Raw genomic sequence first — 22623 nt, forward strand, 5'->3', positions numbered from 1 at the left:
ATGTCAATTCCAGCATAGGCATTCAGCTGTTTATGGTTGTCAAAACGCGTCAGATCTCCTATCTCTCCAATTAACCTCACAGCCGTATTCGGGCCAATCCCGGGAAAACTGATGAGCACCTGATAGTCTTTCCGTTCTTTTGAAAGCTCGGCCATCTGCTTAATCAACGCTTCACGCTGTCTTAAAATCGCTAAATGACGCTTGGCATAGACTCTTAATTGATCACAGCGAACATCCTCAGCGTCTACGGCCGGATAAGAGTCTTGTGCAGCTTCCAACAGTTGCAGGGCTTTTTTCTCTGCCGTTTTAGGAGCTAGTTTTTTCTCTGTATTCGTGAGTAGTCGATTACGGACCACCGTTTTAGACAAGTGTCTCACACAATCAGGATGTGGGAACAACTGTAGAATATTCAAAAACAACTCTGATTTTTGGGTAAACAAGGACTCCATTTCCGGAAAAGTAAGTTGCAGAAGCGTGTGTATGCGGCTGCGAATCAGGCTCAGTTCTTCATCCAGTTCTTTATAGTAGCGAGAAAGAGCACGCATTTGGTCATAATAAGCTTCCTGCGGCTTTTTGATGCGCCGTGTAGCCGTAAAGTGCGTCTGGGCTAGACGATGAGCGTCGCTTTTGTCTGTTTTGTGCATGCGCATGGAAGCTGTTTGAAGCTTAGATTCCAAAGGATTAAGTAAACAATACGGAAAGCCGTACTCCGTGAAAAATCGTTCTAGTTGGCGAGAATACACACCTGTGGCCTCAAATACGATATCAGGGGCCTGTGCGTCTTTTTGGATTAGGGCCTTGATTTGATTATATAGTCTTTCAAAAAAGGAGCGTTTATGAAGCATTTCTCCTTCAAAGATGCAAACTCGGTCAGCGTTATAGATGACCATATAACTTTTCCCCATACTAACATCAAAAGCTATTACACTTGGCATATCCATTCCTCCTAACTTTACGGTAGAAGCGTTCACATCACCTTATCGATTCCCTTTTCTTATACACGATCTCCAGGATCCAACATACTGAAACTGATTCTTATAAGGGAAGTGAAGTAGGCCAGTTTAAAATACGAACTCAAGGTCCTGAGGATGGGTCGACCTATTCTTCACTTCTACTATAAAAAAATAGTAGCACAGACCATGGCCGTGGTCTGTGCTACTAATCTTAGTATGTTTTGTTTCAAACTCATATTATGTTTACACCAGAGCTTTATTAAAAATATATAATAATAGTAGATGATCGAAAGAACAAAAACTGGACATATCCTAAAGAGGTGTAAGGTAACCATGAACTCTGACGTTAAATTATCGATAATGGAAATATTAGAGAGCAGGAATTTTCAAGATGCAAAAGTGATAGCAGGAAAAGCTGGACTATACCAAACCGTGAAATGGGTTCATGTTATGGAAGTAACCGAAGTTGAAAAGCTTTTAAACGGAAATGAATTGATCCTTTCTACAGGGATTGGATGGAAAGAGAATAAAGAGATTTTTCTTGCATTCTTCAAGCAGCTTATCGATTCCAAGGCGGCGGGACTTTGCATTGAATTAGGAACATATATACCCAGCATCCCGGAAGAAATTATCGAATTAGCCGATTTACATAACTTTCCTTTGATTGTTTTTTACAATAAAGTGCGTTTTGTCGATATCACACAAGAATTACATACTCTTTTAATAAAAAAACATTATCAAATGATTTCGGATTTAGAAGAGTATTCCTATCAGTTAAACCAATTGCTTCTAACATCGAATCCGCAGCAGAAAATCTTAAAGTTGCTGCATGATCATTTAAAGATGACCGTTTTATTTATTCCAAATCAAGGTGAAATCCAAATCCTATCGAAAAAAACGTTAAAGGAACAAGAGAACATTCTTCAGCTCTTGAAGGAGAAAACGATACAAAGACATATGAATATCGCCCATCAATCCATACAAGCCTTGAATCAGACATTCGCCGAATTAATGATCATTTCTGAATCCGACTCGATTACCGAGTTTGAATCGCTTATTTTAGACCGCAGTGCGACAGCGCTGGCACAAAACACTTTACGTGTCTTATATGTCGAAGAGCGAAGAAAGACTGAGGAAACAGAATGGATTCAAAAATGGTTGGAAGGAGCGCATAGTGAAGAACAAATATACAGATACCTTTCTGATCTGGAATTAACGCTTAAACCAAATGGATGTGTTGTTTTACTTTTTAAAACGGATCAATTAGATGAGAAACATTCAGACATTACTCATTTGAAAATCCTTTTTCGTTCTATTTTCCAGTCCTATGGTTTCTTTCTTTTATCGACCATCAGGAAAAACCAACTCATTTTTATCTTGTTAAATAAACGAAAAAACAATGATTGGAAAGCTAGAATTGAAGCGGGAATCCATCATATTCAAAAAGAATTGGCAGGCGATCAACATTTTAAGCAAATTAAATTCAGTATCGGGACATTCATCGATAAATTAAGCGATGTAAAGAAGAGCTATCACACGGCCCAAGAGACATCCATCATTCAAGAGAACATGCCCAAAGAATGTTTCCATTCTTTTTATGAGGATTTGCATGTTTTCCGGCTGGTGTTGATAGCGAGCGAACAAGGAACGCTGGATGATTTTATTTCCGATTATTTAGGGCCTGTACTCATGTATGACCAGCAACATAACGGAAAATTAATGGAAACGTTAAAAGCCTATCTTAAATGCAATGGTTCTAAGCAAGAAACCGCGGCAACCTTATACATCGTTCGTCAGACGCTTTACCAGCGGCTGCAAAAATTACATGAGCTGTTGGGTGAAGATTTTATGGATTTCTATAAACGACAAGCAATCGAGTTTGCTGTTACTGCCTATGAATATGTATGTGCGTCTAAATCTATATAGATAAAGGTTAGTGAAATATTTACTCTATCATTTCGTTCTATTTTACTTTTTGTCAATATTTATACTGTATATTACCAAAATGTAGTGAAATTTATGCTAATAAATTTACATACTGTCTACTGAATGCGCTTTCTTTTTAAAATATAATAGATGCATAGGACAGTTAACAAAAAACAGGAGGTTTCACTATGGCAGTAACCAAAGATGTACAAACATTGAAAAACTATATTGGCGGACAATGGATCGAATCCACGAGCAAACAAGTTGAAGAAGTACCAAATCCGGCAACGGGAGAGGTTATTGCCCGTGTACCGCTTTCGACTAGAGAAGATTTGGACCGAGCTGTGGCAACGGCCAAAGAAGCATTCAAAACATGGAGAAAGGTCGCCGTGCCAAGGCGTGCCCGTATTTTATTCCGCTATCAACAGCTCTTGGTTGAAAACTGGGAAGAGTTAGCGAGGCTCGTTACGTTAGAAAACGGAAAAAGTTATGGAGAAGCTTACGGTGAAGTACAGCGGGGGATTGAATGTGTAGAATTTGCCGCAGGTGCACCTACTTTAATGATGGGAGAGCAGCTTCCGGATATTGCGACTGGTGTTGAATCGGGGATGTATCGTTATCCGATTGGAGTAATCGGGGGAATCACACCGTTTAACTTTCCGATGATGGTTCCGTGCTGGATGTTTCCACTCGCGATTGCATGCGGAAACACGTTTGTATTAAAGCCATCTGAAAGAACACCGTTGTTGGCTAATCGTTTAGCCGAATTATTTACGGAAGCGGGTCTTCCAGACGGCGTCTTAAATGTGGTGCATGGCGCACACGACGTTGTGAATGGCATCCTTGACAATGAGGATGTGAAAGCCGTCTCCTTCGTTGGTTCTCAGCCTGTGGCTGAGTATATATACAAAACGGCAGCAGCTAACGGCAAACGTGTACAAGCCCTTGCGGGAGCAAAAAACCATTCAATCGTATTAAAAGATGCGGACCTTAGTGCTGCAGCGAAAGAAATTACCAGTGCTGCCTTTGGTTCAGCCGGTGAACGGTGCATGGCGGCGTCTGTTGTGGTCGTAGAGGAAGACGTGGCAGATGAGCTCGTTAATAGACTGCTTCAAGCTGCTAACAGTATTACCATTGGCAATGGCTTGGAAGATGGTATTTTCCTTGGTCCTGTTATTCGTGAAGGGCATAAAGAGCGGACCATCGGCTACATTCAATCAGGTGTAGAGCAGGGCGCGACACTTATTCGTGACGGACGTGAAGATGATGCAGCAAACGGCGAAGGTTATTTTGTCGGCCCGACGATTTTTGACCATGTGACACAGGAAATGAAAATCTGGCAGGATGAAATCTTCGCACCGGTTCTTTCGATTGTACGTGTAAACGATTTGACGGAAGCGATTGATTTTACGAATGCGTCTCCATTCGCAAATGGTGCATGCCTGTACACGAACAGCGCTAAAGCCATCCGTGAATTCCGCGAAGAAATTGATGCAGGTATGCTTGGTGTCAATCTTGGCGTTCCTGCTCCAATGGCATTCTTCCCATTCTCGGGCTATAAGAAATCCTTCTATGGCGATCTTCATGCAAATGGAAAAGATGGCGTAGAATTCTATACCCGCAAGAAAATGCTTACGGCTCGTTATTAAGAAAAGCGCAAGGCGCCCGGAGCTAGACACCAAAACTAAGTACAAAACTTTATCCTTTCTTATCTTTTAGAAAAGTCAGGATGTAAAACCATTAAAGAATAGAGCGGAGTGGAGGATTATGCAAGCGACAGAACAAGCAAAAGATTTGCAAAAAACAGATGAAAAATATCTTTGGCATGCAATGAGGGGAGCAGCGCCTAATCCATCAAATTTAATTATCACAAAGGCAGAAGGGGCATGGGTGACCGATATCGATGGTAATCGTTATTTAGACGGTATGTCCGGTCTTTGGTGCGTGAATGTTGGGTATGGCCGCAAAGAGCTTGCGAAAGCGGCTTATGAACAGCTTGAAGAAATGCCGTACTTCCCTCTGACACAAAGTCATGTTCCTGCTATTAAACTAGCAGAAAAATTGAATGAGTGGCTTGGTGATGATTACGTTATTTTCTTTTCGAATAGTGGATCGGAAGCGAACGAAACAGCGTTTAAAATTGCTCGTCAATATCATCAGCAAAAAGGGAATCATGGACGCCTTAAGTTTATTTCACGCTACCGCGCTTACCATGGCAATTCAATGGGGGCTCTTGCAGCGACAGGTCAAGCACAGCGGAAATACAAATATGAGCCATTAGGGCAAGGGTTTCTGCATGTAGCACCGCCTGATACGTATCGCAATCCGGATGATGTTCATACACTGGCAAGTGCTGATGAAATCGACCGGGTTATGACATGGGAGTTAAGTGAAACGGTAGCTGGCGTGATCATGGAGCCAATTATTACCGGGGGCGGAATTTTAATGCCTCCTGATGGATATATGGCAAAAGTAAAAGAAATTTGCGAGAAGCACGGTGCACTGCTTATTTGTGATGAAGTAATATGCGGATTTGGCCGGACAGGGAAACCGTTCGGATTTATGAACTATGGCGTCAAACCAGATATCATTACAATGGCAAAAGGGATTACAAGTGCGTATCTTCCTTTGTCGGCAACGGCAGTCAGAAGAGAGATTTACGAGGCTTATACAGGCAGTGAAGATTATGATCGCTTCCGCCATGTGAATACATTCGGAGGAAACCCTGCTGCTTGCGCCCTCGCTTTGAAGAACTTGGAAATTATGGAGAATGAGAAGCTCATCGAACGCTCTAAGGAATTGGGTGAACGATTGTTGCGTGAACTAGAGGATGTAAAAGAGCATCCAAACGTAGGGGATGTTCGCGGAAAAGGTCTTCTTTTAGGGATTGAACTTGTGGAAGATAAGCAAACAAAAGAACCGGCTGCCATTGAAAAGATGAACAAAGTCATCAGTGCTTGTAAAGAAAAAGGCCTGATCATCGGTAAAAATGGTGACACCGTTGCCGGATACAATAATATTCTGCAGCTTTCCCCTCCATTAAGCATTACAGAAGATGACTTTACGTTTATTGTTAAAACGTTAAAGGAAAGCATCTTTCAACTGTAGTTAATGAGCCATGAAATAACGGCGGGCTTTAGAGATGAAGAAAAGCTTTATTCTCTAAAGCCCGCCGATGAAATATATGAAGTAACATCTAAAATGTAAGGTGATTTCAAAGGAATTATCTTACATTTTTTCGGAGTGGATGTTTCTGAATATTCATTATAAGATATACATCATGTACATATCCCTTGAAATCTGCTCGTTTACTTTCAGGAAATAGTCGATTTCACTTTACATTTTGCCAAGAATCTATTTGGAATGACGATACAAGGAGGAATTGCAATGAATCCTAATGACAATCACCTGAAAAAAGATTTAAAAATTCGTCATATTACGATGATCTCGATCGGAGGAGTGATAGGAGCCGGACTGTTTATGGGAAGCGGCGCGATTATTCATTCCGCTGGTCCAGGATCCATCATATCCTATGCTCTTGCCGGACTGCTCGTTATTTTTGTCATGAGGATGTTGGGAGAGATGTCCTCCATCAATCCAACCAGCGGCTCGTTCTCTACCTATGCACGTGACGCAATCGGTCCATGGGCGGGATATACGATCGGGTGGTTATATTGGTTCTTTTGGGTAATCGTCATTGCCATTGAAGCAACGGCAGGGGCAGCGAATATTCAATACTGGTTTCCTGATGCCCCAGCTTGGCTTTTAAGTCTAGTCTTGACCGTTCTGTTAACATTGACAAACATTTACTCCGTTAAATCATTCGGGGAGTTTGAATATTGGTTTTCTTTAATTAAAGTCGTCACGATTATGTTGTTCCTGGGAATGGGGCTCGCTGTTATATTTGGAGTGATGCCGGGAGTAGAGGCGCCCGGGCTTACGAATTTGACCGGGTCAGGCGGATTTATGCCGAATGGACTAGGACCTGTTCTTTTAGGGATTACAGTCGTTATTTTCTCTTTTATGGGTACAGAGATTGTTGCTGTAGCTGCAGGTGAATCAGCGGAACCGGAAAAAGCGGTTCGAATCGCTACGAATAGTGTCGTTTGGCGAATTCTTGTATTTTTTATTGGTTCGATTGCCATTGTTGTGACACTTTTGCCGTGGGATTCAGCTAATCTTCTAAAAAGCCCGTTTGTTGCGGTTCTTGAGCATGTAGGCATACCAGCCGGAGCTCAAATCATGAATTTCATTGTCTTGACAGCTGTTCTGTCTTGTTTGAATTCCGGATTATACACAACTTCACGGATGATCTATGGGATGGCTCAACAAGGAGATGCTCCAAAAGCATTTTTAAAAGTGAATAAGAACGGTGTACCGGTTCGTGCGATCTTGATCGGAACGTTTTTCTCCTACATCGCAGTGATGTTCAATTATATTTCTCCGGACAAAGTGTTCCTCTTCCTAGTCAATGCTTCTGGAGGGATTGCGTTGCTCGTTTATCTTGTTATTGTTTGTTCACATTTGCAAATGCGCCGCAAGGCAGAGCGTAACAATGTGGAATTGCTTAAAGTGAAAATGTGGTTATTCCCTTACCTTAACTATGCCACTATTTTAGGAATTACAGCCATTTTGCTTACGATGATATTCAATGAATCGATGCGTTCACAAGTAGCTCTTACGATGCTCATTGCCATTCTAGTTGTTGCTTCATATTTTCTTTTTAATAAAAGGAAATCCAGCAAAGTAGAAAGTAATAAGGCAGACATGGAAGATGAAGTGATTTAACACAATTAACTTCAGGAATGATTCCCCTTATGCTAGGAAACAGCAGCATCAACTTCTCATTCACTTTGTCCGCTATGGACGTAAAAAGACTCTGATTTCCTGCTTAGTGTTAAGGAAATCAGGGTTTTTCTTAGTGTATAATATCCACGTTTTGCCATCAGGCCCCCATGCCCCTCAAGGTTTTGATTTTTGCTATAATAACTACTATGTAGCTTTAATTTTTAATAAAAGGGAAGCGGAGTGGAATATGGAAAATAACGTTTTTGAACAGATGGCAAAAAGATATGATACAGAAGAAAGAATGGAATTAGCTAAAGTTATAGTTAAGGAAGTAAGACCAGAATTACGAAATAGTAAATCAAAATCTTTAATAGACTATGGGAGTGGTACTGGTCTAATTAGTTTAGAATTATCAGATTTAGTCGATTCTATTTTGTTGATAGATTCATCAAAACAAATGTTGGAGGTTGCGAAAGCTAAAATTTCCCGCAAAGGAATGACCAACTCAAAAGTACTTTATTCAGATTTTACTCAAGAAACTCCTGAACTTAAGGCAGACATCGTTTTAATGTCACTAGTCCTTCTTCATATTCCGGATACTAAAAAAATTTTACAAGAACTGTTCAACATTTTAAATAATGGCGGCAAGCTAATCATTATTGACTTTGACAAAAACGATAAAATAAATCATCCGAAAGTTCATAACGGTTTTTCGCATGAAGAACTGAAAAAAATATTATCCGAAGTTGGATTTAAATCAATTGAAATGAAGACATTCTATCATGGTAATCGTATTTTTATGAATCAAGATGCCTCAATGTTTATATCCAGTAGTATAAAGTTACTTTAAGTGCCACAATAGGGTACATTTTAATATATATGTTGACCATTTAAAAGAATACGATAACCATCCGAAGAAAACGAAGATGGGCCACATTCCAATCGGTAATATGAATGAAGAAGAACTAAAAAATACAATTGAAAAAGTGATTAAAGATTATAGGTAAATAATGAAAATGTTAGGATGAGGCGAAAGGGTAAAAGAAACCCTTTTGCCTCATCCTCCCGAAAGGACCTGTCATAAGAAACTGGTTTCGTGCCAAACTTCCGCTTCATTCTACTAGACTTCCACCCAATTTTGAAAATTTTCCACGCGATTTCTCCCTTGTGTTTTTGCCTTGTAAAGTGCATCATCTGCATGTGCGATTAATTGCTCTACTTCTTCTTCACTGATGATCTCTTCTGTCACTGCACCAATACTCGCGGTCACATACGGGGATACCGGCGAATAGTCATGAGGGATGTTCAGTTCGAACACGGACAATCTTATGGCTTCCGCGATCTGATAAACTTTCAATGGGTCGGCATCGAACATCGCAACGATGAACTCTTCTCCGCCAAAGCGTGCAGCAATACTGTTGGCAGAATCGACGCAGCGCTTTATGGCTTGGGCCACTGATTCAATGACAATGTCTCCTTTAAGATGGCCATAGTTATCATTAAATGGTTTGAAGGCATCAATGTCAATCATGAGAATCGAAAGCTTCCGTGTGCCTTTTGGATGGTGAAAGGCTTGTTTGATGTATTGGTGAAACCCGCGGCGATTTGGGATTTTCGTTAATTCGTCAATTAAGGTGAGCTGTTTCAAGCGCTCGTTCGCATCTGCCAATTGTGCATTAATCTTCTCATTTTCTTGAATTTTAATTGCCAGGTTTTCATTCGTTTCTGTCAGAAGCATACGATTATAAAAGTTTGCGGAGTAGCTCCAATACAGCATTCGAGACGCCAACCAACAAAAAAATAAAAAAACGGATAGATTGATATAGTGGCCCATCAGAACCGTGCTTGAGGATTGGAAAAACGGCAAACCAATAATTAAGACCGCCACAGGCAAAATATACAGACACAAGATTGTTCGGTTCGAAGCGTGAAACAAAATGGAGACGCACATAAAGTTAATCGCAAATGCCATCACATGTCCGTATCCCCGCTGATCAAACAATGTCACCACCGCTCCCCACACTAAAAAGAAAACGACCAGCGACAGCAAGCCGGCTCGAAAGCGATTGTATTGCTGGCTCGTATAGGTCTCTTTTTGCTCAAACGCACGAATATACAAAAGCATAAATACACTCGCGGAAAGAAGCAGCACGTACATCACGATGTACACATTCCATGTGAAAAGAGATCCGTTCAATGCATAGCTGCTTCCCATATTCATCGCAATCAGCAGTGCTTCAAACAAAATCACAATTTTCGCAAAGAGCTTGCAGCGTTGGATATTTTCATTGAATAAGTGTTGACGCAGCAATTGCTTTTGTTCAGCCGAAGCCTCAAATCGATAAATAAACTTCATTCTCAACCTCATTGTCAAATAGTTAGTAGATTCATTATACAAAAAAGAAGGGATTTTTTGTATCTTTTTTAGGACAATTGTAGCATGTTAGGGATTTCTGCCACCACCCGAATGCGAGATAAAAATGAGGTTGAGATGCACGGATAAGAGGGCTTCCTGACTTGCCTGCCTTTATTATGAGTTGTTTATCCCACCTCCACCGCCGGTTTCATATCCGGAACAGGATCGCCGGGATAAATGGGTGTATCGACGGTGACAGGGATGGATAAGTCGATGATTTTTTTTATGAACAACGTTTTTCCTCCTTATTTGTACAGGTCGGGCCTGCGATCTGCCAGCATGGTGAAGAAGGTGTTTTTAATATCCTCCCGCCAATCGTAATGAAGAGAAGCGGTGATGATCCTTTCTTCATTTTCACCTGCTATGCTGATGGTCGTGCCATCGGGGGCGAAAATGGCGGATTTTCCGAAGAAGGTTAAACCTTCGGAGGTTCCGATCTGATTGCCTGCTGCTACATAGATGGTGTTATCGATGGCGCGTGCTGCAGCAAATTGAATAAAGGGAGCATCATACGGCGCTTCCCATGCACTTGGTGCTGCGATGAGGTCTGCCCCTTGCAGTGCGAGTGACCTTGCCAGCTCCGGGAAGGCGAGGTCCCAGCAAATCATCAAGCCGATGGTTCCTAGCTCCGTTTCGACGGTCACAAGATCAGAGCCCGGTGTAAACACTTCTTTTTCAAGCGGCGTCAGGTGAATTTTTCGATAGTTTCCCGCTAGCTTTCCTGTCGGGTCAATCAGTTGAATCGAATTGTACACCTGTCCTTCTGAATCCTTTTCTACATATCCGTATACCATCCACATTTCATATTGTTCCGCGATTTTTCGCATGTGATCAAAAATGGATCCATCTTGATGCTGAGCGAGGTCCTTCACTTCCGGGGAAAGAAAATAGCCGGTGGCGGAAAGCTCTGGAAAGACGATCAAGCGGGTGTCTGGATGTTGTTTTTTGCATTGTTTCACCATTTTTTCCATTTTATCTTGGTTGTAAGAAAGGTCTCCATTTTTGAAAGCGGCCTGTGCGACCGCTATTTTGGGTATGAGTGTCATTGATTAAACCTCCAGCTTGGTTGGGATCTCTGTTTCATGCTCTTGATGGGCCGATAGCTGTTTGGAAGCTGCCATCAATCCAAAATAGAATAAGCCTGATAGAATAAATGTAAGGATGGTAGCCCCGATGCTGAGCGGGTGCACATACGTAAAGTAGTAGGCAAATAAGGCCCCAAGGATATACGTGACGCATGCTGCGATATTGAATCCATTTTGATAGCGGTACAATCCTTTCTTGTCAAAGGCGAGGTCCTCTGCATCATAATGGCCCTTTTTCACAAAGAAGTAATCGACAAGGACGATGGCGAATACCGGAATGAAAAGGGTGGCGATCAACAGGACAAAGTTGAAGAAGTTCGTCATTAATGTTTCCTTTAAAAGCGCTCCGAGTGTACATACCATCCCCAATGCTAAAAGAGGTTTCCAGAAGTCCGTTTTTGGAAACACATTCATCAGGGACATCGTGGCACTGTAAAGGGCCATGACGTTTGTGGAAAGTACAGAGAAAAATACGACGATGGATGCGACCAATCCGAAACCGTAAGCGGCAAGAAGAACGGTTGGATCGTATGTTTGTTCCATATTGGATAAAATGCTAAATCCACTTACAACGGCACCGAGGCCCATTGCGATGAGAGAAGCGAGCAAGTACCCGAGATACGTTCCCCACATTCCGCTTTTTTCGGAGCGACAGTGGCGGTTGAAGTCACAGACGGTGGACATCCACGAAAAGGCGGTGGCTACAACGATATCAAAGGCAATCACCCCGGAGATGACCGGGTTTTCGCTTACCTTCATTTCAATAAGGGCTGATACATTATAAGTCGTGAACAGCTTGTAGAAAACGAGGACGGATAAAATAAGCATGGCAACGGATACCCATTTTTCGATGCTTTCCACACCACGGTGGCCATAAATGGTAATGGCAACAACGAGTACTTCGGTGAGAATGACAAAGAGGTTAATATTGCTGTAGCCGGTTGCGTGTTTGACGGCATAATCGAGACTCAATCCTGCCATATAAGCCTGAATCCAGCTCCAGCCGACAAGGATGATCGTGTTGACGAGAGCGGGCAGAACAGCTCCTTTTTGTCCGAATGCGGCTCTCGTAATGACCATGGTTGGAAGTCCCGTTCTTGTCCCGATTACACCGGTTAAGGCAAGCGGAATCGCTCCGATGGCCGATCCGACGAAGATGGCGATCATGGCATCCTGAAACGAAATATCGGGTACAAACATCATTCCGGTCATGACGGAGGTAATGACGACATTGGCAGCAAGCCAAAGGGTGAAGGTGGAGAAGAACGTCATGCTTCGCTCATTTTTTGGTGTCGGGCTGATGTTGTCATGGCCAAAGCGTTCAGTTAATTGACTCATTTTATGACCCCTTTACATTAAATTTTAAATATTCAGAATAATAAAGGCGGGTGAAGAGGTCCCGCTGTTGATACTTTACGGAACCAATCCTTCTACTTATACCATTCTGGTTTTTGGAGAGTTTCGGTTGTATTCAGATGTTTCACTTCCATGAATCCCGATAATCCCTGCGGCCCGAGTTCGCGGCCAATCCCGCTTTGCTTGTAGCCGCCCCACGGAGCATCCACATAGGGGGTGTGGTAGCTGTTGATCCAAATCGTCCCTGCCTTTAAGTGGGAAGCCAGCGATTCCGCTTTTTTGACATTGGCGGATAAAATGCCAGCGGCTAGACCGTATTTCGTTCCGTTTGCCAGCTCGATTGCCTCGGCTTCATTCGCAAAAGTCTGGATCGTGACGACAGGACCGAATATTTCCTCTTGAACAATCCGCATGTTCTGCCGGACATCTGTAAACACCGCAGGGGAGAGGTAGTAGCCTTTTTCACCGAGACGGTCTCCACCTGTGCGAAGTGTTGCGCCTTCTTGTTTTCCGATTTCGATGAACTGTTCGATTTTGCTGCGATGGTCTGCACTAACGACAGGGCCCATTTCGGTTTCTTCATTTAATGGGTTGCCGATGCGAAGGTTCCACAGCTTTTGAAGCAGCTTTTCGGTAAAAGTATCGTACATGTTTTCATGAACAAGGATTCGAGAAGAAGCGACGCAAACTTCTCCTTGGTTAAAGAAGGAACCGAAGACCGCCCATTCTACGGCGGCTTCGAGATCTGCATCTTCCATGATGAGAAGCGGTGACTTGCCGCCGAGTTCTAAAGACACTCGCTTGAAGGTGGCAGCACATAACTGATTGATTTTTCGTCCCGATTCCGATCCTCCAGTAAATGACACCTTGTCTGTGCCAGAGTGGGTAACGAGTGTTTCGCCGACGGGAAGCCCCGCTCCTAATACGAGATTAAATACACCCGGAGGAAAACCGCATTGTTCAATCAGCTTTGTGAACTGGATGGCGGTTAAAGGAGTCAGCTCCGATGGTTTGAATACGACCGTGTTTCCTGCGGCAAGTGCGGGAGCGATTTTCCACATACCGAGCAGCAGCGGGAAGTTCCATGGAACAATCAAGGCGCAAACGCCAATTGGCTCCTCGATCACCTTGCTGATCGACCCATCCGGCTGTTGTGTTTCCAACGGCTGTCGTTCGTTTACAAGGTCAGCATAATAACGCAAGCAGGCGACAGAGTCACTCACATCGAGCCGGGCTTCCCTTATCGGTTTTCCTGTATTGATAGACTCAATTTTTGCAAAAGATTCGGACTTCTCTTCGAGCAAATCAGCCAGTTTATAAAGAAGCTGAACCCGCTTTTCTTTATTGAAGGCCCAATCGGTGTGGTCAAAAGCGGACTTGGCCGCCAATACGGCCTCTGCAGCTTGGTTTGCGGAAGCTTCCTTCACGGTTAAAATGATGCTTTCATCCGCGGAATTCACGACGGCTCTTTCCGCTCCCTCGCCGGTTTGCCATTTTCCTCTGATGAACAGTTGCTTCGTTTCGTTCATACACTCACTCCTTAGATGCTTGTAGAACTTGCTCTCCCGCTGGTTGAAGAAGCTGCTTTTTCTTTTTCAAGGCGGTTAATGTAATCATTTCATACATGATGGCTGATGCCAGAGTAGCCGTAATTTCATTGCTGTCGTAAGTCGGCAATACCTCGACCAAGTCAAATCCGACAAGGTTTAAGCCGTCTAACGCACGCACATATTCCAGTGCCTCGAAGCTGGTTGGACCGCCGACTTCTGGCGTACCTGTTCCAGGCGCATAGGCAGGGTCCACAAAATCGATGTCATATGAAACGAACACAGGATGGTCGCCGACGCGTTCGTGAATACGTTTGATCACTTCTTCAAAGCCGATCTTGCGGGCTTCTCGCATCGGGATGACTTCAAATCCTAATCTTCTTGCGTCTTCAATATCATCAGGACTATAGAGAGGGCCTCTCATCCCGACCTGGATGGAATGGTTAACATCTAATAATCCTTCTTCGACTGCACGGCGGAATGGCGTTCCATGCATGTATTTTTCACCATAATAATTGTCCCAGGTGTCTCCGTGTGAGTCAAAATGAACCAATGCGACAGGGCCGTATTTCTTGTGGAACGCACGCAAGTTTCCAAGAGAGATAGAATGGTCACCGCCCATAATAATCGGTGTTACGTTTTTTTTCAGCAGGGGGGTTAATTCCGAAACCATATTGTCATATGTTCGATGGATGTTTCCTGGAATCACATCGATATCGCCATAGTCCACGCCTGAGCAGTAATCGAAGATATTAATATCCATGTCCGGATTATAAGGACGAAGCAGGGAAGAAAAGTTCCGGATATGCTGGGGACCCAGTCTTTGCCCGGTTCGGAAGGATGCAGCCGTGTCGAACGGAACACCGAGAACCGCAAAATCGATGTGATCCGTTGTCTTTATTTGCTCTAATCTCATAAATGTGCGAACACCGCAAAAGCGGGGGGATTTAGAAGAATCTTTTGGTTGATACATCATAAGTAACCTCCTAGAGTCAAAGTATTTGTCATAGTATATTGCAAGAGTTATGCCAACTTAAAAGAGTGGAAAACAGTGAGAGATTGATCCACGTTTGATGCAAAAATGACTTGAATCATAGAGATAAAGTCATTTTCGAATTTTAATTCGTTTTTGCATCCGATTCCGCTGAAATATTTGCGGAAGAAGCTTTTGACTGAGTCAGTATTCCTCCTATTCCGAGGGAGACTGCACTTGTAATGAGTCCGTAAATAATCCCTTCCAACGATGATGGTCCTTTTATAATGAGAGTGGCGATCACGACGATGCCGCTTGTGATCATAGAGACAAGCACCACCTTCGGGTTCACCTTTTTCCAAAACAGCGCCGCTAATACAGGGAAGAAGATACTTCCTGAAAGGAACGCATAAGCAATATCAAGAGCGACGAGAATGTCCTGTAAAGCAAGGGAAATCGCAATGGAGGTAATTCCGACAACCATTGTCGCCATTCTTGTCCATTTCACTTGTTTCTCTTTTATCCGTTCCTTGCTGGCTTTCGCCAATAATAAGTCATTCACAATAATGGTGGAAGAAGCCATAATCGTTCCGGAAGCAGTTGACATCACAGCAGAGGCAACGGCTGCAATTAACAAGCCGACAAGACCTTGAGGCAAAATCGTCATGACCAATTGCGGCAGCGCTTTTTGCGGATCATCCATATTTGGCAGCAAGACACTGGCAGTCATTCCAATTAAGGCTCCGCCTATTCCGTAGAGCATGCAATATAGGCCGGCATAAATGGTTCCTCTCTTTAAAATGGTTTCATTTTTAGCTGTAAAGGATCGCTGCCAGATGTCCTGACCGATCATGATTCCAAAGAAATAAAGCAAAAAGTAAGTGAAAATGGCTTCTCCGCCAATGTTGCTGATGCTGAAGAACTCGGATGGCACTTTTTCCGTTAATTGATCTATTCCGCCTACATTCATGATGGAGGCGGGAACCAAAATGCAAATCAAGCCGATCGTCATCACCCAAAATTGAATGACGTCCGTTAAGGTAACGGCCCACATGCCTCCCAGCATCGTGTAAAAGACGACAATAATTCCGCCGACAATGATGGCTGTTTTGTCATTCCAGCCGAAGATGGAAGAGAACATCACTCCGATTGCAATGACAGCGGTGACGGAAACCATCAAATCGTACACGACCATGATGACGGCGCTTATGTATCGGCTGCTGCTGCCAAATCTTTGCCCTAACAATTCACTGACACTGAACACTTTCAGGCGGCTTATTTTTTTGGAGAAAAAGAGACCTAAAGCCAATATGCCCAGTCCGATGATGGCTACGAGCCACATCCCGGATATTCCGTACTGGTATCCAAGCTTTACACTCCCGAACGTAGAGGCACCTCCCAAGACGACCGCTGCCATGGCGGGTACATATAAGCCGTAGCCTAATCTTCCACCCGCCACTAAGAAATCTTCGCCGTTCTTTACTTTTTTGGAACTGATGACCCCGATGCCGATTAATAGAGAAAAATAAAGAAACACAACGAGCAAATCTAAGCTATTTAACATTTGAATTCCCCCTTGCTTTGGAAATGGCTAGTAAACTTAGAAACTCAAATACAATTGTTGCTGCTGTAAGAGCCGTTACTTCTGTAGGATCCAAAGCGGGCAGTACCTCTACGACGTCAAACCCTACGAAATTCAAACCGGCTAATTGGCGGAGCATATGCTGGGCTTCTGTGTTGGTGAATCCGGCAATTTCAGGTGTTCCTGTTCCCGGAGCATAAACAGGATCCAAGAAATCGATATCGAAGGTAAGAAAGACTTTATGATCGCCGATTCTCTCTCGTACGAGTCTCATCGTTTCATTTAAGCCAATCTCCCTTATTTCATCAGACGTGATCACCTGAAAGCCGAGCTCCCGTGCCTCATGAATGTCATCAGGATCGTAAACGGTGCCTCGCATCCCAACTTGAATAGAACGGGACGGATCGATGATTCCTTCTTCCAACGCTCGCCGGAAAGGGGTTCCGTGAGTATATTTTTCTCCCCAATATTCGTCCCACGTATCGCCATGAGCATCGAAATGGACGAGAGATAAAGGTCCATGTACAGAAGCGATAGCACGAAGTTCCGGTAAAGAAATGGAATGATCTCCTCCTAATACAATTGGAACAGCTCCATTCTCAGCCCAAACCTTTACATGTTCCATAATGTGTTGATGGCTTTTTTCTGTATTCCCGGGAATGACCATGATATCTCCGCCATCCACACCATCCAAGTAATCAGTTGGCCTGATTTTGTGGTAAACATTTGCAGGCCGTAAAAGAACCGAACTGCGGCGAATGGCTTCCGGGCCAAATCGAGTACCTGAGCGATAAGTGGCAGCTGTATCAAAAGGCGCCCCCAATATGACAAAATCCCTTTTTATGATTTCAGGTTCATAAGGTAATCTCATAAAGCTGCGGATACCGCTGAACCTTGGCATCTTAGCTGGATCAGGTAATGTAAAATTAGATACATGATTCTTTTCCGTCATCATCGTTTCCCTCCTAGTTTAGTCAAGAAAAAGACCCTCTCTAACGAATGCTTATTTGATGGACTTTATGGATATTATTATACTCATAAACCTATCTGCATCTTCAATAATTGTGTTAGACTTTATGACATAAATTTGAAATAAGTTAAGGATTTTACAGTTTGTTTTGTTTAATTCCTTTGTTTTAAAGGGAGTTTTTGAAGTGTCGGAAATTAGACTTATCTAAAAATAAACAAAAGAATACTAAAAGTGCTTTTTGTTCAGATAAAATTAAAGCGTTTTCAATTATTTCCAAATAATATTTTCTGTTGTTTTTAATTTTTTTGTTTATTTCACGATTAGAAATATCGTTATCTGGAGAATTAATGGCGGTGATTTGTCACTGGTAAACAGCTGCTGGTTTTCTTATACGGTAAGAGTTCGAACCATGTAAAAACGGGTGATTTGGATGAATCTTTTCATTGATACATAGACGCCCCTCCTAGATTAAAGGTATTCGCCATTATATATTTGCAAGATTCATGCCAAATCAAAAGGGGGGGAGGAGGGGGAATTGGTGATATCAAACTGATGCAAATGTGAATTAAGTGATAAAGATTTGAGTTATTTTTGAATTTTAATTTGTTTTTGCATTAATATTGTACTTCTTTAGCTTTCGGACGACGGTTGACTGACTTAACCCGAGATATTCAGCCATCTCATAGGTTGTTTTAAATCGTTTAAAGGCCCGCTTGAGCCAGCGTTTTTCTACTTCTTCTACGGCTTCTTGCAGGGAGGTATGGGTTTCTTCTAGTTCATCTGCTGTCCAGCCGTTTGTCAGTTTCATGGAATCGTGCTGGATGAAAAACGGAAGGGCATGGGGATAAATCGTTCTCGAATCGGCTGTAATCACGAGCCGTTCCACCATATTCTGCAGCTCACGAACATTTCCAGGCCACGAATAGCTTGTCAGTTCTTCTACTGTTGCAGCATGGAAAAACGTGTCTGTCTCGTATTTTTCATTGAATTGCTTGAGAAAATAATGGGCTAAAATCAAGATGTCTTCTTTACGTTCACGAAGGGGAGGAATCGTGATGGGAATGACGTTTAGTCGATAAAACAGATCTTCCCGGAATGTTCCCTTTTTTACCATCTCTTCAAGGTTTTGATTGGTAGAAGCAATCAAGCGAAAATCAATATGCTTCGTTTGGACTCCGCCGACTTTTGTAATCTTTTTCTCTTGCAGGGCTTTAAGAAGCTTTGCTTGGACGGCAAGAGGAAGTTCGCCGATTTCATCCAAAAAAAGCGTCCCTTTGTCGGCCAATTCGATGAGTCCTGCTTTGCCTTTCTTATTGGCCCCGGTAAAGGAACCGGCTTCATAGCCAAACATTTCGGATTCGAACAACGATTCGGGAATGGCCCCGCAGTTTACTTCGATAAAGCTTTCATTTTTTCGTTGGCTTCCCTGGTGCAAAGCATGGGCAAAGACATTTTTTCCTACCCCTGACTCACCAAGAAACACGACGGAGGCATCTGACTTGGCCACCCGTTGGACAAGCTGCCATATTTGCCGGGTTGCTTTACTTTTAATGACAAACTCATCGACATCATGATCTTTTTCGCGGAGCTCTTGAATTTCAATTTGGTATCGCTCCATTTGCGCCTGCAGCTCTTCATAATCTTCTTTTAAATGCTGAATTTCCGTTAAATCATGCGAAAAACTGATGACACGAATGATAGAGCCGGATTCATCAAATACCGGAAGTCCCGTTGCCATCACCATCCGGCCTGCAGGAGTCCGCTGCATGACCTGCATTTCTTTTCGTTCCTTTAACACCATCTTTGTAATGGACGGAGAAAAGATAGACTCCGCTTCCAGTTCGTCTACTGACTTACCGATTAACTCAGAAGCCTCTTTTCCATAAACGGATTCACAGTTCGGGCTTACCCTCAACACGGTTCCCTCTCCATCTGTCACGACAATATTATCCTTTGAAGCTTTTAAAATCGCATCCATTTCCATTTCTAAAAAATCGTATCGGGTTTTCATGCCATTCCTCCGTTGATAGTTGTCGAAATTATCATAATTTTATCATATATTCGGTGGGCCATGATTGCAAAAATACACAGTAAAAAAACAGCCAATGCTTGAAAAAGCGCTTGGCTGTTTGTGTTTTTTTTTTGATTTATTTAGAGATTAAACTCTATCTTCGATGTCTCTACAAGAAGGGGAGTGTATCTATTTATTAGTTATATTAAACGGCTTCATACATTTTTCAAAAAGCATTTTTGCTTATGCGTTTACCTTTTGTGCAGGCAGGGGAGTTAAGTGAAGCTCAGTCGATTCTTTCTTAATCGTGAATACATAAGCACCTAAACCTAAAATGGCCGCGAAAATCAACATGGCGATGGAGGTACTGAAGTCTCCGCCTGATAAGTCGCGAAGCCAACCCATAATATAGCTTGAAAAACCGCCCATAATATTGGTGAATCCCATCAAGCCAGCTGCCCGTCCCGCTGTTTCCGGTGTGGAGTATTTGATGATGAGCATATTGCTCAGATGGAATACACCGCCTTGACATCCCATGGCAAGACCCATGCAAACGCCTGCTGCAACTGGGTTTGGTGCGAATACCGCAATTGTCAAAAGCACGGCTGTCATGGCAAATAAAATCGTCGCCATTAAGCTTGGACGTCTCGTTTTGTCCGCCAGAATACCACATGTCACAACAAACCCAAGCGCAAATAACCAGGAAAGGGACGTAATGCTTGTCATGCCTTCCCGTTCAAATCCTTTTGCTTCCATCAAATACGTTGGGAGCCAAATGCTGATCCCGAAGAAGAGGAACGAACAGACAAGCATGCCGAACCAAACAATCCAGAAACGGTAATCTTGCGCAAAGCTTTTATTCTCGGCCGATTTTACTTCTTTTTCTTCATCATCCTCCTGACGAATAAAGGCAAGTTCCTCTTGACTGACCCCTGGATGCTCTTCCGGTGTATTTCTTGTCAGGAAGATAAACATCGGGATATTAATAAACAAGTTGAACGCGGCGAGCATAAAGAAAGCCGCCTGCCAGTGAAGAGCCGAGATAACGAGGACCAATACAATAGCGCCAAGCGCCGGTCCCAAATAGTTTCCTGTGAGCCATGATGCCTGGGCTCGTCCCAGTTCACGTCTATTAAACCAGGCCGAAATGAACTTACCGGAGACTGGAATCATCATTCCTTCACCAAAGCCGAGAATGATCCGGCTTACTAAAAACATTTCATATGAAGTGGCAAGACCTGAGGAAATCATGGTAAGCGTCCAAACGCATAATCCGGCAATGGCCGTTTTGCGTGCTCCCAGTTTGTCGATGATAAAGCCCCAAAACAGATTGGATATCCCATAAGCGATCGTAAATACGAACGAAAGAAGGCCGATTTTCGCATTTTTGTCTTCACCTGTCATGCCGAGCGCATTCAAAAATTCCGGGTCTGTTTGAATGACAGAGATACCAACCTTATCAATTTGTCCAAAGAACCAAAAGAAAAAAATCGGTACCGCGATATATAACCATCTTTTTTGCCTCTGCAGCATATTATCCTCTCCCCTTTTTAACTAGTAAGTAAAACGCTTACATTAGAATAGAAAGTGTATGAATCTACGTGTTTTGATCGATCATGATCATTCCTGAAAAGGCCTAGTTTCAGCTCCGAACGAATTTCGCCAGGAATCCCTCCTTTTTTAAATTCTTTTTTGTTTTACATACAAAACGATGTTTCTATTTTTAAAACTAAAAGCTCTTTTTACGATAAAATATTAAGAATTGTTTGTCAATTGTATATTTCGTCATTTTCCAATAAAAATTTTTATCTGAGCGCTTTTATTGAAAAGGGGAACATCTCATTATGACATAAAAATGCGTGAAAATAGGTGTTTTTCATGATTTTTCGAGTGGGAAATACAGGCATGCCTATAAAATGGAAAAATAGCTCCTCTTTGTAAGCGGGCCATTGTGAACAGTACATCGCCGATTGTATTGACATCAAATTCAGAAAAATCTATAATTTATTTAAATAAACATTGTTTTGTATATAAAACGATAATTGGTGATTTCATGATTGATTTACATCATGAAGGCATGTTTTTTTATGTTCATTAGAAGAAAAAATGAGATTGTGAGGTTTAAAGTATGCCAATTAGTCAATTAGCTCAACACTCCATTCATTATCGTGAAGCTGGAGAAGGAAAAGCGCTCATTATCTTACACGGGTTGGGAAACAACTCTCAGTCATGGGCGCATCAGCTCAATCAGCTGAAGGAACAATTCCGGGTCATTGCTTGGGACGCACCAGGATATGGTGACAGTTCCGATCCAAAAGAAGAATTTCAACACTTTTCCCAGTTTGCCGATGTGTTGAAAGAATTCTTGGAAAGTCTCGGTCTTCAATCCGTCTATCTGCTCGGGCATTCCATGGGATCGGCGATTGCGCTCGATTTTACGAGCCGCTTTCCAGATATGGTCGATGCACTCATTATCTCGGATGCGACAAGGGGCGCAGCTGGCGTAAGCCCGGAAGAAAATGAGCGAAAGCTTCAAAATAGACTGAACGCCATCGACACGATGCACCCATCAGAGCTGGCGAAAAAAAGAGCGAAAGCATTGCTGGCACCCAATGCGCCGGCAGCGGTCGTGAAAGAAGCGGAACGCATTATGTCGCAAGTGCGTCCGCCGGGTTATCGGTCTGTTTCTTATTCGTTATCCAACTTAAATCAAATGGATCTTCTTTCATCCATATCCGTTCCGACACTTGTCATGTGCGGGGAACTGGATGGGGTCACGCCGGTGAGCGAATCGAAAGTCTTTTACGAGTCGATTCCGCAGTCGGAGCTGGCAATCGTTCCGAATACGGGGCATTTATGCTATCAAGAAGACCCGGAGACGTTCAATCAATTCGTGACGGCGTTTTTACAAAAGCAGCAAGTGGGACAAAAATAAAGGATTATTCTTATTTAGAGTCAAATTAAATGGGGGATGGGCAGGTCCATGAAGGAATGCTGTTGGGCTTGACTTCCCCTT

Annotated in this window: 16 protein-coding genes; 6 read left to right on the top strand and 10 right to left on the bottom strand. The window is 42.9% G+C overall.

Translation table 11 applies throughout. The features are described from left to right. Window positions 1–935, bottom strand: a 935-nt coding sequence (locus tag BK575_RS04735) for an IS110 family transposase (protein WP_078409136.1), incomplete at its 3' end; no start/stop codon positions are given. A 351-nt stretch (window positions 936–1286) separates the two neighbouring features. On the opposite strand from BK575_RS04735, the gene BK575_RS04740 reads away from it, so the two are divergent. From BK575_RS04740 to BK575_RS04760, 5 genes are all read left to right on the top strand, one after another. After that, complete coding sequence (locus BK575_RS04740; protein ID WP_169907539.1) at window positions 1287–2879, top strand: PucR family transcriptional regulator; 1593 nt, start codon at window positions 1287–1289, stop codon at window positions 2877–2879. A 188-nt stretch (window positions 2880–3067) separates the two neighbouring features. Then, window positions 3068–4528 (top strand): CoA-acylating methylmalonate-semialdehyde dehydrogenase, encoded by a 1461-nt coding sequence (locus BK575_RS04745; protein ID WP_078409138.1) that lies wholly within the window; start codon window positions 3068–3070, stop codon window positions 4526–4528. 118 nt (window positions 4529–4646) lie between these two features. Continuing rightward, complete coding sequence (locus BK575_RS04750; protein WP_078409139.1) at window positions 4647–5987, top strand: aspartate aminotransferase family protein; 1341 nt, start codon at window positions 4647–4649, stop codon at window positions 5985–5987. A 279-nt stretch (window positions 5988–6266) separates the two neighbouring features. Next, window positions 6267–7667, top strand: a complete 1401-nt coding sequence (locus BK575_RS04755; RefSeq protein ID WP_078409140.1) for an amino acid permease — start codon at window positions 6267–6269, stop codon at window positions 7665–7667. A 247-nt stretch (window positions 7668–7914) separates the two neighbouring features. Continuing rightward, on the top strand, window positions 7915–8517 hold the full coding sequence (locus BK575_RS04760) for a class I SAM-dependent methyltransferase (protein ID WP_078414639.1): 603 nt from the start codon (window positions 7915–7917) through the stop codon (window positions 8515–8517). Window positions 8518–8787: 270 nt separating this feature from the next. Here the strand turns inward: BK575_RS04760 and BK575_RS04765 are convergent, their stop codons facing one another. The 9 genes from BK575_RS04765 to BK575_RS04805 all read right to left on the bottom strand — a co-directional run bounded on the left by BK575_RS04765 (window position 8788) and on the right by BK575_RS04805 (window position 21140). Beyond that, window positions 8788–10023 (bottom strand): GGDEF domain-containing protein, encoded by a 1236-nt coding sequence (locus BK575_RS04765; protein ID WP_169907541.1) that lies wholly within the window; start codon window positions 10021–10023, stop codon window positions 8788–8790. Between the two features lie 305 nt (window positions 10024–10328). Continuing rightward, complete coding sequence (locus tag BK575_RS04770) at window positions 10329–11129, bottom strand: carbon-nitrogen hydrolase family protein (RefSeq protein ID WP_078409142.1); 801 nt, start codon at window positions 11127–11129, stop codon at window positions 10329–10331. Between the two features lie 3 nt (window positions 11130–11132). Further along, the gene (locus BK575_RS04775; RefSeq protein ID WP_078409143.1) at window positions 11133–12506 is read right to left on the bottom strand and encodes a purine-cytosine permease family protein; all 1374 of its coding nucleotides are present in this window, start codon (window positions 12504–12506) and stop codon (window positions 11133–11135) included. A 92-nt stretch (window positions 12507–12598) separates the two neighbouring features. After that, window positions 12599–14053: an aldehyde dehydrogenase family protein gene (locus BK575_RS04780; protein ID WP_078409144.1), complete on the bottom strand. Its 1455-nt coding sequence runs from the start codon at window positions 14051–14053 to the stop codon at window positions 12599–12601. A 4-nt stretch (window positions 14054–14057) separates the two neighbouring features. Next, window positions 14058–15044, bottom strand: a complete 987-nt coding sequence (gene speB, locus BK575_RS04785) for an agmatinase (protein WP_078414640.1) — start codon at window positions 15042–15044, stop codon at window positions 14058–14060. Window positions 15045–15189: 145 nt separating this feature from the next. Beyond that, entirely contained in the window at window positions 15190–16608 is a 1419-nt protein-coding gene (locus tag BK575_RS04790) for a sodium:solute symporter family protein (protein ID WP_078409145.1), read from the bottom strand. After that, entirely contained in the window at window positions 16598–17581 is a 984-nt protein-coding gene (gene speB / locus BK575_RS04795; protein WP_235867306.1) for an agmatinase, read from the bottom strand. Before speB (BK575_RS04795) ends, BK575_RS04790 begins: the two co-directional genes overlap by 11 nt. A gap of 613 nt (window positions 17582–18194) precedes the next feature. Then, complete coding sequence (locus tag BK575_RS04800; protein ID WP_078409146.1) at window positions 18195–19607, bottom strand: sigma-54 interaction domain-containing protein; 1413 nt, start codon at window positions 19605–19607, stop codon at window positions 18195–18197. 243 nt (window positions 19608–19850) lie between these two features. Continuing rightward, window positions 19851–21140, bottom strand: coding sequence for an MFS transporter (locus BK575_RS04805; protein WP_078409147.1), 1290 nt, complete (start codon window positions 21138–21140; stop codon window positions 19851–19853). 595 nt (window positions 21141–21735) lie between these two features. Between BK575_RS04805 and BK575_RS04810 the strand changes: the two genes are divergently transcribed. Next, the gene (locus tag BK575_RS04810) at window positions 21736–22542 is read left to right on the top strand and encodes an alpha/beta fold hydrolase (protein ID WP_078409148.1); all 807 of its coding nucleotides are present in this window, start codon (window positions 21736–21738) and stop codon (window positions 22540–22542) included. Window positions 22543–22623: the final 81 nt, after the last annotated feature.

The organism is Priestia abyssalis (assembly GCF_002019595.1).
GTDB lineage: Bacteria > Bacillota > Bacilli > Bacillales > Bacillaceae_H > Bacillus_BA > Bacillus_BA abyssalis.